9 protein-coding genes are annotated in these 13,627 nt (G+C 55.0%); 6 read left to right on the top strand and 3 right to left on the bottom strand.

What is annotated here, in order from left to right:
* Positions 1–11: 11 nt before the first annotated feature.
* The 3 genes from pflB to ycaO all read right to left on the bottom strand — a co-directional run bounded on the left by pflB (position 12) and on the right by ycaO (position 5,341).
* Entirely contained in the window at positions 12–2,294 is a 2,283-nt protein-coding gene (pflB, locus tag OXR61_RS04175) for a formate C-acetyltransferase (protein WP_021508351.1), read from the bottom strand.
* Positions 2,295–2,363: 69 nt separating this feature from the next.
* Complete coding sequence (focA, locus tag OXR61_RS04170; RefSeq protein WP_021508350.1) at positions 2,364–3,224, bottom strand: formate transporter FocA; 861 nt, start codon at positions 3,222–3,224, stop codon at positions 2,364–2,366.
* A gap of 353 nt (positions 3,225–3,577) precedes the next feature.
* A complete protein-coding gene (gene ycaO, locus OXR61_RS04165; protein ID WP_021508349.1) occupies positions 3,578–5,341 on the bottom strand; it encodes a 30S ribosomal protein S12 methylthiotransferase accessory factor YcaO in 1,764 nt (587 codons plus the stop codon).
* Between the two features lie 311 nt (positions 5,342–5,652).
* Here ycaO and serC point away from each other — a divergent pair, with 311 nt between their 5' ends.
* The 6 genes from serC (at position 5,653) to OXR61_RS04135 (ending at position 13,617) form a co-directional block, all read left to right on the top strand.
* Positions 5,653–6,738, top strand: coding sequence for a 3-phosphoserine/phosphohydroxythreonine transaminase (gene serC / locus OXR61_RS04160; RefSeq protein WP_021508348.1), 1,086 nt, complete (start codon positions 5,653–5,655; stop codon positions 6,736–6,738).
* Between the two features lie 85 nt (positions 6,739–6,823).
* A complete protein-coding gene (gene aroA / locus OXR61_RS04155; protein WP_021508347.1) occupies positions 6,824–8,110 on the top strand; it encodes a 3-phosphoshikimate 1-carboxyvinyltransferase in 1,287 nt (428 codons plus the stop codon).
* 198 nt (positions 8,111–8,308) lie between these two features.
* Positions 8,309–8,989 carry a (d)CMP kinase gene (gene cmk / locus OXR61_RS04150; protein WP_021508346.1) on the top strand — a complete coding sequence of 227 codons (681 nt, stop codon included), beginning with the start codon at positions 8,309–8,311 and terminating at the stop codon, positions 8,987–8,989.
* 122 nt (positions 8,990–9,111) lie between these two features.
* Entirely contained in the window at positions 9,112–10,785 is a 1,674-nt protein-coding gene (rpsA, locus tag OXR61_RS04145) for a 30S ribosomal protein S1 (RefSeq protein ID WP_021508345.1), read from the top strand.
* Between the two features lie 86 nt (positions 10,786–10,871).
* A complete protein-coding gene (ihfB, locus tag OXR61_RS04140; RefSeq protein ID WP_010618275.1) occupies positions 10,872–11,156 on the top strand; it encodes an integration host factor subunit beta in 285 nt (94 codons plus the stop codon).
* Between the two features lie 232 nt (positions 11,157–11,388).
* The gene (locus OXR61_RS04135; protein WP_021508344.1) at positions 11,389–13,617 is read left to right on the top strand and encodes a DNA internalization-related competence protein ComEC/Rec2; all 2,229 of its coding nucleotides are present in this window, start codon (positions 11,389–11,391) and stop codon (positions 13,615–13,617) included.
* Positions 13,618–13,627 lie beyond the last annotated feature (10 nt).

The following is a 13,627-nucleotide window of genomic DNA, read 5'->3' as shown; positions in this document are numbered from 1 at the left end:
AGTGAGGAGGATTACAGCGACTGAGTAAAGGTACGGGTAATCACATCCTGCTGCTGCTCTTTCGTCAGCGAGTTGAAACGTACGGCATAACCGGAAACGCGAATGGTCAGCTGTGGATATTTCTCAGGGTGCTCCATGGCATCCAGCAGCATTTCACGGTTCATGACGTTAACGTTCAGGTGCTGGCCGCCCTCGATACTGGCTTCGTGGTGGAAGTAACCATCCATCAGGCCAGCAAGGTTGGTTTTACGCACGTTATCATCTTTGCCCAGCGCATTCGGTACGATAGAGAAGGTATAAGAGATACCGTCTTTGGCGTAGGCAAATGGCAGTTTGGCCACGGAAGTCAGTGAAGCGACAGCACCTTTCTGGTCACGGCCATGCATTGGGTTGGCACCTGGTCCAAATGGCGCACCGGAGCGACGACCATCCGGGGTGTTACCGGTTTTCTTACCGTATACCACGTTGGAGGTGATGGTCAGTACCGACTGCGTTGGCACCGCATTACGGTAGGTCTGCAGTTTCTGAATTTTCTTCATGAAACGTTCAACCAGGTCACAGGCCAGATCATCCACGCGCGGGTCGTTGTTACCAAACTGCGGATATTCACCTTCAATCTCGAAGTCCACTGCCAGACCATCGGCGTCACGGACCGGTTTCACTTTGGCATATTTAATCGCTGAAAGTGAGTCCGCGGCGACAGACAGGCCTGCGATACCACACGCCATGGTACGATAAACGTCACGGTCGTGCAGTGCCATCAGCGCGGCTTCATAACTGTACTTATCATGCATGTAGTGGATGATGTTGAGTGACGTGACGTACTGTTTTGCCAGCCAGTCCATGAAGTGGTCCAGACGCGCCATCACGGTGTCATAATCCAGCACATCGTCAGTGATTGGCGCTTCTTTCGGGCCGACCTGCATTTTCAGCTTCTCGTCCACACCGCCGTTGATTGCGTACAGCAGTGTTTTAGCCAGGTTGGCACGTGCGCCGAAGAACTGCATTTGTTTACCGACAATCATCGGGCTTACGCAGCAGGCGATGGCGTAGTCATCATTGTCAAAGTCCGGACGCATCAGGTCATCGTTCTCATACTGCAGCGATGAGGTGTCGATGGAGACTTTTGCCGCATATTTTTTGAAGTTAACCGGCAGCTTCTCAGACCACAGGATGGTCATGTTTGGTTCCGGTGATGGACCCATGGTGTACAGCGTGTTCAGGAAGCGGAAGGTGCTTTTCGTCACCAGCGTACGACCGTCAACGCCCATACCAGCCAGTGATTCAGTGGCCCAGATTGGGTCGCCAGAGAACAGCTCATCGTATTCCGGCGTACGCAGGAAGCGCACCATGCGCAGTTTCATCACCAGATGGTCAATCAGTTCCTGTGCCTGCTCTTCGCTCAGTTTACCGGCTTTGATATCGCGCTCGATGTAAACGTCGAGGAAGGTGGACACGCGACCAAACGACATCGCGGCACCGTTCTGTGATTTCACTGCTGCGAGGTAACCGAAGTAGGTCCACTGTACTGCTTCCTGCGCGGTGGTGGCTGGCAGAGAGATATCAAAGCCATATTTGGCTGCCATCTCTTTGATCTGGCCCAGTGCGCGGTGCTGCTCAGAAATCTCTTCACGCAGGCGAATGGTGGCTTCGAGATCAACGCCATTTTCCATGTCACTCTGCAGTGAGTTGAACTGAGCCACTTTGTCTTTCATCAGGAAGTCGATGCCGTACAGCGCGACGCGACGGTAGTCACCGATAATACGACCGCGGCCATACGCATCTGGCAGACCGGTCAGCACGCCGGATTTACGGCAGCGCAGGATATCCGGGGTGTAAACGTCAAACACGCCCTGGTTGTGGGTTTTGCGGTAATCGGTGAAAACTTTCTTCAGCGCTGGGTCCAGCTCGCGGCCGTAAACTTTACAGGAGCCTTCCACCATTTTGATGCCGCCAAACGGGATAATGGCGCGTTTCAGCGGGGCTTCAGTCTGCAGACCAACGATGGTTTCCAGCGATTTGTTAATATAGCCCGCATCGTGTGAGGTGATGGTAGACGCTAAATCAGTGTCGAAATCAACCGGTGCATGGGTACGGTTTTCAATTTTGATGCCTTCCAGCACGCTGTCCCACAGTTTGGTGGTGGCTGGCGTCGCGCCGGCGAGGAATGCTTCGTCACCTTCATACGGCGTGTAGTTTTTTTGGATGAAGTCACGGACGTTGACGCTGTCCTGCCATTCACCGGCGCTAAATCCTTCCCAGGCTGACGCCATTTTTTCATTCAGTTCGGACATGATATACCTGCCTTATTTAGGGAGACTGTAACGTATGGCGCGCTGCTCAGCACGCCCGTACTTAATGACTCAGTGCGCGGACTCACCGTCGCGCAGATAGATAACCCAATAGGTCAACCCGACTAACAGACCGCCGCCAATGATGTTGCCGATGGTTACGGGAATCAGGTTATTAACAATAAAATCGCCAATGCCCAGTGCAGGAAATTGCGCCGCGCTGGCACCGGTCATTTGCCAGAATTCCGGGCTGGCAAAATCGCGAATCATGATGGCCATCGGGATCAGGAACATATTGGCGATGCTGTGCTCAAAGCCGCTGGCTACAAACATCGCAACCGGTAAAATCATCGCTACCATTTTGTCGAGCAGGCTACGGCCGGAGTAGCTCATCCACACCGCCAGACACACCATCAGGTTAGCCAGTGTACCGAGGCTTACCGCTTCGATAAACGTATGATGCATTTTGTGGTCGGCGGTCTGTAAGACATTTAATCCCCAGGCACCATTTGCGACCATATGCTCACCGGCCAGCCAAATCAGCGCCACAAAAAACAGCGCGCCGCACAGGTTGCCAACGTAGACATTGAGCCAGTGACGACCCAGTTGCAGCCAGGTAATGCGTCCGCTGGCTTTTGCCACCACGATCAGCACCGTTGAAGTAAACAAATCAGCGCCGCAGACCACAACCAGCATCAAACCCAGTGAGAAGCAGATGCCACCGATCAATTTGGCCATGCCGTACGGCATAGTGCCGCTGCCGGTGGTGGCGGTGATATAAAACACAAAGGCAATGGAAATAAAGACGCCAGCAGTGATAGCCAGAAAGAAGGTGGTTAAGGGATGTTTCGTCGCTTTATAGACACCGGCATCTTCTGCAACTTTTGCCATCGCCGCCGGTAATAATGAATTAAAAGGGTTGTCAGCTTTCACACTAACGCTCTCCAGAAATTGTCTGTAAAGATACTAACAAAGGAGTATAGGTCAGGAGTTGATGTGGATCATATTTGCCGAAACGGCAGGGTTAAGCAAAGCCGCAAAACGAGCAAAAAATCAATTAAAGCCTTGAAAATTATTAAATAAATAATTTTTAATTTATGCAAAATAAGTTGAAGGCGCGGCTGGCTTAAGGGCTATTTTGTTAAATGCTGTTTATCAATGATAGTGAATTGTTATTTATTATTTTCTGCGCCCGATGAATTTTCAGCGGCATAAAAAAAGGGCACTGGATACTGCCAGTGCCCGTTAATTTTCAGGCTAATTGGTCACAGACAAAATGCGCCGATTTATTTCGCAGACCAGTAACGACGTTTTGCCGCCTGTAATTTTTCATACGCGGCCAGCAGTGCCTGATGCGCCGGAAACGCGTGCATATCGCGGTCAACCACCTGCAGACCGTAGAATGGTGCCTCACCGCTGATGGCAGCCGAAGCGGCGTCAACGGCGGCTTCGCCATACATGCGCACAAAGGCGCGATGATACTGCAGCGGATCGCGATCTTCTTCCATCGCCAGCAGCAGCAGAGTCTGCAGGCAGCGATAGTAGTTGGCACGCTCAGGGCTGAAGATCGACTGGTTGAACTCCATGGTCCATTCCGTCCAGATCAGCGCCTGATCCAGATCGCCACCGGCCAGCGCCAGCATCGCTTTCAGCTCGCCAATACGCAGCGTGAACCAGCCGTTGTCTTTGCCGGTCGCCAGCCCCAGCAGTTCACGCACGCGGGTGAAGTCATCATGACCTTCTTCATCCAGCTGTTCGATCAGAGCCAGATACTCCTCGGGTTGCCACTGGGTTGCCGGCAGGGACAACAGCGTTTCACGCAGTGATGCACCCATGTTGTTGTTAGCCAGCAGCAGGTCTTCGGCAGGGTAAATATCAGACATGCCTGGTACGATAATGCGGCAGGCGTAAACGCCGAGGTGTTCGTAGTCGGCGATATACACTTCTTTATCTTCCGCGCGGAAGATCGCCATCAGCGTATCGAACTCTTCATGGGTGGTGCCGGCAAAGCTCCAGTCGACAAAGGGATAGTCGGCATCGTCTTTGAACATATCCCAGGAGATCAGACCGCTGGAATCAATGAAGTGGGTTTCAAGGTTAGCGTGTTCAGCCACTTCTTCATCATCGAAGGTGGGCGGGGTAAACACGTCGAGATCTTTCAGGCCGCGGCCCTGCAGCAGTTCGGTGACGGTACGTTCCAGCGCGACACCAAAGTCCGGATGGGCGCCAAAAGAGGCAAAACAGGTGCCGTTAGCCGGGTTGAACAGCACCACACAGATCACCGGATAGTTGCCGCCCAGCGAAGCGTCATAGGAGAAAATCGGGAAACCTTCCGCTTCAAGACGATTGATAGCCTCCACCACGCCAGGATAGCGCTGCATCACCGCTTCAGGAATTTCCGGCAGGCTGATGGATTCCGCAATAATGCGGTTTTTAATATGGCGCTCAAACACTTCGGATAAGCCCTGTACGCGCGCTTCATTGGCGGTGTTGCCAGCGGACATGCCGTTAGACACATACAGGTTGCCGATGATGTTCATCGGAATGTAAACAGTTTGCTGATCGGACTGGCGGGTAAATGGCAGGCCGCAAATACCGCGATCGGCATTACCAGACTGCAGATCCACCAGGTCAGACGCGCTCAGGCTCTGTTCCGGATCGTAAAACTTACGCAGGCGTGCATCCAGAATGCCTTCCGGCAGGCTGTCATCGTCGGTCAGCGGGAACCATTTCTCGTTCGGGTAGTGCACGAAGTCGCCGTTAGCGATGGTTTCGCCCAGCCAGAAATCGGCAAAGAAGTAATTGGTTGAGAGGCGCTCAAAATATTCGCCCAGCGCTGAGGCCAGCGCCGCTTTTTTACTGGCGCCTTTACCGTTAGTAAAACAGAGCGGGCAGTCGCGGTCGCGAATGTGCACAGACCAGACGTGCGGCACCGGGTTCAGCCAGGAAGCTTCTTCAATGTTGAAACCCAGATCCTGCAGTTTCTGCTGGAAGCGTGCGATGGAGTCTTCCAGTGCGGCGTCTTTACCTGGAATAAACGTTTGCGTCATGGTGGCGCTCTCTCAAGTCGATGGTTGGGCGTAAAGCGCGCAATAATACGGGTTTTGCGCCTGCTTCGCTATTGCTCCGCCAAATTTCTCAACGCATTGTTACGGCTTTTTCGCACTCTGGCAGCTGTCTGATTTTACTTCACCGGGCTGCCTCACAAAATTCCGTGGCTTATTACATTTGTGACATAAGCTGCGGTGGAGCGGGCTCTGGAAATGTGATCGCTGCCGGATAAATGATTGCAGCCATCCGGAGGCAATGATAAAACCGATGGGGTATTCATAACCGTTCGATATGACAATGGTGAGGGGAAATGGCGCAGGTTTATAATTTTAGCTCCGGACCGGCAATGCTGCCGGTGGAAGTGCTTCGTCGTGCAGAACAAGAACTGACAAACTGGCATGGATTAGGCACCTCGGTGATGGAAATCAGTCACCGCAGCAAAGAGTTTATTGAAGTCGCGGAAGCGGCGGAGCAGGATTTTCGCGATCTGCTGAAAATCCCGGCCAACTACAAAGTATTATTCTGCCATGGCGGCGCGCGTGCGCAGTTCGCGGCAATCCCGGGCAATCTGCTGGGCGATGCCAGCCGCGCGGATTACATCGACGGCGGCTACTGGGCGCACAGTGCTATTAAAGAAGCAGAAAAATTCTGCTCGCCGAACGCCATTGACATCAAAACCACCCGTGAGGGTAAACGCGCACTGTTACCGATGCGTGAATGGCAGCTCAGCGATGATGCGGCTTATGTGCATTTCTGCCCGAATGAAACCATTGATGGTATTGCCATCGATGAAGAGCCAGACTTCGGCGATAAAGTGGTGGTGGCCGATCTCTCTTCGACCATCCTGTCCCGGCCGCTCGACATCAGCCGCTACGGCGTGATTTATGCCGGCGCGCAGAAGAACATCGGTCCCGCTGGCCTGACGCTGGTGGTGGTGCGTGATGACCTGCTGGGCAAAGCGCAGCGCTGGGTGCCCTCCATTCTCGACTACAAAGTGCTGGCCGAAAACGATTCGATGTTTAACACGCCGCCGACGTTTGCCTGGTATCTCTCAGGCCTGGTGTTCAAATGGCTGAAAGAGAAGGGCGGTGTAGCGGAGATGGACAAGGTTAATCAGGCGAAAGCCGATCTGCTGTACGGCGTGATTGATAGCAGCAGCTTCTACCGTAACGACGTCGCCAGTGAAAACCGTTCCCGGATGAACGTGCCTTTCCAGCTGGCCGATGCTGCGCTGGATAAGGTGTTTCTTGAAGAATCACTGAAGGCGGGCCTGCATGCGCTGAAGGGGCACCGTGTAGTTGGCGGTATGCGTGCCTCGATCTACAATGCGATGCCGCTGGAAGGCGTTAAGGCGCTGACCGAATTCATGGTCGACTTCGAACGTCGTCACGGTTAATTATCTACTTTAGTGCCAGCCTGCCCGGCTGGCATCAGACCCTGTCACTGGACAGGGTCTCGTATTTCTGGAGATTTGGTTTCACATGCAGGACTCCCTGACTTTACAGCCGATTGCCCGCGTTGACGGCACGGTAAACTTACCGGGCTCAAAAAGCGTATCAAACCGCGCCCTGTTACTGGCTGCACTGGCGAACGGCACCACGCGCCTGACCAACCTGCTCGACAGCGATGATGTTAAACACATGCTTAATGCGCTGCAGGCGCTGGGTGTCAGCTATACCCTGTCAGCCGATCGCACCGTGTGTGAAGTGGTCGGCAATGGTGGACCGCTGCGTGCCGAACAGCCGCTGGAATTGTTCCTGGGCAATGCCGGAACCGCGATGCGTCCGCTGGCGGCCGCACTGTGCCTCGGTGAGCAGTCGGTAGTACTGACCGGCGAACCGCGCATGAAAGAGCGTCCTATCGGCCATCTGGTCGATGCGTTACGGCAGGGCGGCGCGCGCATTGATTACCTCGAACAAACCGACTATCCGCCGCTGCGTCTGAACGGCGGATTTACCGGCGGCGAAGTCAGTGTCGATGGCAGCGTTTCCAGCCAGTTCCTGACGGCGCTGCTGATGACCGCGCCGCTGGCACAAAACGACACCACGATCACTATTAAAGGCGAGCTGGTTTCCAAACCCTACATTGATATCACTCTGCACCTGATGCGTTGCTTTGGCGTGGACGTTGAGAATCAGCACTACCAGCGCTTTGTGGTGAAAGGTCAGCAGCAGTATCAGTCGCCAGGTGATTATCTGGTGGAAGGCGATGCGTCGTCAGCGTCCTATTTCCTTGCCGCTGCGGCAATCAGAGGCGGTACGGTGCGGGTTACCGGCATTGGCCGCAACAGTGTGCAGGGCGACATCCGTTTTGCCGATGTGCTGGAGAAAATGGGAGCGGTGATTGAGTGGGGCGACGATTATATTGCCTGCACGCGCGGTGCGTTGAACGCCATTGATATGGACATGAACCATATTCCGGATGCGGCAATGACAATCGCTACCACCGCGCTGTTTGCCGAAGGCACCACGCTGATGCGCAACATCTATAACTGGCGCGTAAAGGAGACCGATCGCCTGGCGGCCATGGCAACCGAGTTGCGTAAAGTCGGTGCGGAAGTGGAAGAGGGGCACGATTTTATTCGCGTCACACCGCCTGCGCAGTTACAGCACGCCGATATCGGCACGTACAACGATCATCGTATGGCGATGTGTTTCTCGCTGGTTGCGCTGTCCGACACGCCGGTAACCATTCTCGATCCCGGCTGTACGGCGAAAACCTTCCCGGATTACTTCCAGCAGCTGGCAAAAATCAGCCACGCATCCTAATCCGCCAGCCCGGTACCGCTGTGCCGGGCTTCTGAACCCTCTGCTGGCCTCACTGGCGGGAAATTGTTCTGAAACTGTCGAAATTTCTGGCGCTGTCTACGCTAAAGGGTAACCAAGCGGACGCGGGCAGCGTATAATGCCGCGCAATCCAGACAGCCAAGAAGGCTGATCATCAGCACGCAGCAACAGGAGAGAACAATGACGGCAATCGCCCCGGTAATTACCATTGATGGCCCAAGCGGCGCGGGTAAAGGGACTTTATGTAAAGCGATGGCGGAGTCGTTGCAGTGGCACCTGCTGGATTCAGGGGCTATTTATCGCGTACTGGCTCTGGCCGCGCTGCATCATCAGGTGGATATCGAGTCGGAAGAAGCGCTGGTGCCTATGGCGGCGCACCTTGACGTGCGTTTTCTGTCGGTAGACGGTGAAATGCAGGTAGTGCTGGAAGGTGAGGATGTCACCGGCGAAATCCGCACCCAGGAAGTGAGCAATACGGCGTCGCGCGTGGCGGCATTTCCGCGCGTGCGTGAAGCCTTGCTGCGCCGACAGCGTGCTTTCCGCGAGGAGCCGGGTTTAATCGCCGATGGACGTGATATGGGCACCGTAGTTTTCCCGGACGCGCCCGTTAAAATTTTCCTCGATGCCAGCTCCGAAGAGCGTGCGCATCGCCGTATGCTACAGTTGCAGGAAAAGGGCTTTAGTGTTAACTTTGATCGCCTTTTATCCGAGATAAAGGAACGCGACGACCGCGATCGTAACCGCGCCATCGCGCCTTTAGTGCCAGCCGCTGATGCTCTGGTGCTGGATTCAACCAGCATGACCATTGAGCAAGTGATTGAAAAGGCACTAGATTATGCCCGCCAGAAGCTGGGCATTTAATCTTTTCGGCGACCGAATTGTAGTAACCCTGTGCCAGGGAAGCGGTGCAGGGCATGTGAAACAACCCCATCCGACAATGACGTCAGGTGGACGTTAAATTGAAGAATCCTAAGATTATCAATATGACTGAATCTTTTGCTCAACTCTTTGAAGAGTCCCTGAAAGAAATCGAAACCCGTCCGGGTTCCATCGTTCGTGGCGTCGTTGTTGCTATCGACAAAGACGTCGTGCTGGTTGATGCGGGTCTGAAATCTGAATCTGCTATCCCTGCAGAACAGTTCAAGAACGCAGCCGGCGAACTGGAAATCCAGGTGGGCGACGAAGTTGACGTTGCTCTGGATGCAGTAGAAGACGGCTTCGGTGAAACCCTGCTGTCCCGTGAGAAAGCTAAACGTCACGAAGCTTGGATCACGCTGGAAAAAGCTTACGAAGACGCTGAAACTGTTACCGGTGTTATCAACGGCAAAGTTAAAGGTGGCTTCACAGTTGAGCTGAACGGTATTCGTGCGTTCCTGCCAGGTTCACTGGTTGACGTTCGTCCGGTCCGCGACACCCTGCACCTGGAAGGCAAAGAGCTTGAATTCAAAGTAATCAAGCTTGATCAGAAGCGTAACAACGTCGTGGTTTCTCGCCGCGCGGTTATCGAATCTGAAAACAGCGCTGAGCGCGATCAGCTGCTGGAAAACCTGCAGGAAGGCATGGAAGTCAAAGGTATCGTTAAGAACCTCACTGACTACGGCGCATTCGTTGACCTGGGTGGCGTTGACGGCCTGCTGCACATCACCGATATGGCGTGGAAGCGCGTTAAGCATCCAAGCGAAATCGTCAACGTGGGCGACGAAATCACTGTTAAAGTGCTGAAGTTCGACCGCGAGCGTACTCGTGTATCACTGGGCCTGAAACAGCTGGGTGAAGATCCATGGGTTGCTATCGCTAAGCGTTATCCGGAAGGTACCAAACTGACCGGTCGCGTGACCAACCTGACTGACTACGGCTGCTTCGTTGAAATCGAAGAAGGCGTTGAAGGCCTGGTACACGTGTCTGAAATGGACTGGACCAACAAAAACATCCACCCATCTAAAGTTGTCAACGTAGGTGATGTGGTTGAAGTTATGGTTCTTGACATCGACGAAGAGCGTCGTCGTATCTCCCTGGGTCTGAAGCAGTGCAAATCTAACCCATGGCAGCAGTTCGCAGAGACCCACAACAAAGGCGATCGCGTTGAAGGTAAAATCAAGTCAATCACTGACTTCGGTATCTTCATCGGCCTGGACGGTGGCATCGACGGTCTGGTTCACCTGTCTGACATCTCCTGGAACGCGACTGGCGAAGAAGCCGTTCGTGAGTACAAGAAAGGCGACGAAATCGCTGCCGTTGTACTGCAGGTTGACGCAGAGCGTGAGCGTATTTCTCTGGGCGTGAAGCAGCTGGCTGAAGATCCATTCAACAACTACATCACCCTGAACAAGAAAGGCGCAATCGTGACTGGTAAAGTCACTGCAGTTGACGCTAAAGGTGCTACAGTAGAATTAGCTGACGGCGTAGAAGGTTACCTGCGCGCTTCTGAAGCTTCTCTGGACCGCATCGAAGACGCCACTCAGGTTCTGAGCGTAGGCGACGACGTTGAAGCGAAATTCACCGGCGTTGACCGTAAGAACCGCGTTGTGAGCCTGTCTGTTCGTGCTAAAGACCAGGCTGACGAGAAAGAAGCTATCAACACTGTTAACACCAAACAGGAAGATGGCAACTTCTCTAACGCAATGGCTGAAGCGTTCAAAGCGGCTAAAGGCGAGTAATCGACCCGAAGCACCGGACGGTGAAAATCGTCCGGTTTCGGTAAAAGCTGTCATACCTTTCCAAACAGGGATTAACCGGAGGTTACATGACCAAGTCAGAACTGATTGAAAGACTTGCTGGCCAGCATACTCATATCCCGGCGAAAGTCGTTGAGGATGCGGTCAAAGAGATGCTCGAGCACATGGCCACTACGCTGGCCCAGGGCGAGCGCATTGAAATCCGGGGATTCGGCAGCTTTTCTTTGCACTACCGCGCACCGCGCACTGGTCGTAACCCGAAAACGGGTGACAAAGTGGAACTGGAAGGTAAATACGTTCCCCACTTCAAGCCAGGCAAAGAATTGCGTGACCGTGCAAATATCTACGGCTAAGCCGTTACCGAACGATAAAAACGACACCTGCAGGTGTCGTTTTTTTTTGCCTCGCATTCAGGTTTGCGATCCTGCTTCCATGTTGCTGTTCATTTCCTGCAACCACTATAAACTGCGCGTAATCCCTCTCTGAAATCGACATTTAGCCACATGCTTTTCCCTCTGCCAGCGCGCACAATCCGCGGCAATGACAGAAGAGGGCGTGCGCGTGACAATAACAGTGGTAGCCAGAATGATGCTCCTCGCGGCGCTGCCGCTGGGTATGCTGCCGCACATCCCTGCTTACAGCACCATTGTGCTGCTGTTAATAAGCGCACTGTTGCTGGCGTGTACATCAGTAATGCTTTTGCGCTACGCCGGACTGGGCTTGCTGCTGTTGAGCTGGGCACTGATCGAGGCGCGTCAGACGGTCGATACCCTCGAGCAACTGACCATGGCACCGGTGGCGGCCACGCTTCAGATAACTGCAGTGAATCCCGCGAAGAACCAGCTCACGGCGCAGATAATCCGGACAGGTGACCGCTACGTCTTTCCACCGTTGTTTGTCACGCTGCGTAATGTCAGCGATGAGGTCGCCTGGTGTGCCGGACAGCGCTGGCAGATGCAGCTGCGGCTACGCGCGGTGCACGCCCGGCTCAACGAGGGCGAATTTGATCTGCAACGTTTTGCCATTGCTAACCACAGCGCGCTGCAGGGGCGTATTGTCAGCCAGCAGGCTGAGTCTCTGCGCTGCAGCTGGCGGACGCGTTTTATCGATCATCACCTGGCGCGTTTCACCGGGTTAACGCAGCCCGCAATAATACAGGCACTGGCCTTTGGCGTGCGTGATGCGATGACCCCGGCCCAGCGAGCCTTGCTGCGCGAAACCGGTACCGCACACCTGATGGCCATCTCCGGCATGCATATCGCGCTGGCGGCCAGCGTAGGCTGGCTACTGGCGCGCGTCATTCAGTTAGTGTTACCTGCCAGGCAAATCGGCTATCTGATGCCGCTGCTGATCAGCGGGTTAACAGCGGCAGCCTATTGCTGGATCTCCGGCAGTCATCCGCCGGCACAGCGCGCGATGCTGGCGTTAACACTGTGGCTGGCGACGCGTATATCTGGCTGGCAGCTGAGCAACTGGCAGGTGTGGGCGCTCTGCGTGGGGAGTTTGTTATGGCTTGATCCGCTGACGGTGCTGTCAGAGAGCTTCTGGCTGTCGGCGCTGGCCGTGGCGATGCTGATACTGTGGTTTCAGTGGTTTCCTCTGCCGCCACGTTTCCGTCAGCCGCGTCGCTGGCTAATGCTGCGACTGCTGCACCTGCAATTGGGCATGATGATTCTGATGGCGCCGCTGCAGATCTTTCTGTTCCACGGGCTCAGCCTGAGCGCGCTAGTGGCCAACCTGCTGGCGGTGCCGGTAGTGTCGCTGATTACCGTGCCTTTGATTCTGCTGGCGATGCTGTTGCAGCTGCCTGCAATCACCGTTCCGCTATGGCAGCTGGCCGATCTGTCGGTCAGCCTGGTGATGCAGGGGCTGGCGTGGCTGCCCGCCGGCTGGTGGCGCTGGAGCGATACGCTGCCGGCGGTGCTGCTGCTCTGGGCCGGGCTGGCGCTGTGGCGCAGCGGCTTGCTCGCGAAGGCGCTGATGCCCTGCTGCGCGCTGTTGCTATCGCTGTGGTTCTGGCGCAGCAATGCCCAGCAGGATGACTGGCAGATTGACATGATCGATGTCGGACATGGTCTGGCGGTGGCGATCAGTCAGGGAAATCAGGTGATGCTGTATGACAGCGGACCCGGCTGGGCAGAGGACAATGCAGGCGGGCGAGTTTTGTTACCCTGGCTGCACTACACCGGGCGCCAACTGCAAGGGGTGATCCTGAGCCACAAGCATCTCGATCACCGTGGTGGATTAGCCGCGCTGCAACAGGCGCAGCCTGGTCTGCGGGTACGCAGCGCGCTCGGCGAGCCCGGGCATCTGCCGTGCTATCGCGGCCAGCAGTGGCAGTGGGGGCGTTTGCACTTTCACGCGCTATGGCCGCCGCGCGCGCAGACTGCCGGGCAAAATAACGACTCCTGCGTGGTGCGTGTGGATGATGGTCAGTTCAGCCTGTTACTGACCGGGGACATCGAGCTGGAGGCGGAGCGCAAGCTGGTCGCCCTGGAAAAGGGCGGCTTGCAGTCCACTGTTATCCAGGTGCCCCATCATGGCAGTCGGAGCTCCTCCGGCCCTTTACTGTTACGGAGTGTTGCCGGGCAGGCGGCGCTGGCTTCGCTGGCGCGCTATAACGCCTGGCGTATGCCCGCCGTCGCCGTGGTCCAGCGTTACCGCGAGCAGGGCTATCGCTGGTATGACACTGCGCAATCAGGCCAGATTCACATCGCGATACGGCAGGGTCGCTGGCAGATTAAGGGGTTAAGAGAGCAAATAATCCCCCGCTGGTATCATCAGTGGTTTGGCGTCAAACACGATTCCAGGTAGAATGAGCGGC

Origin of the sequence: Pantoea sp. GM_Pan_4 (assembly GCF_026541005.1) — a bacterium.
Lineage (GTDB): Bacteria > Pseudomonadota > Gammaproteobacteria > Enterobacterales > Enterobacteriaceae > Pantoea > Pantoea dispersa.
The sequence above is the reverse complement of the archived record's forward strand: the minus strand, read 5'-3'. Positions and strand labels throughout refer to the sequence as shown.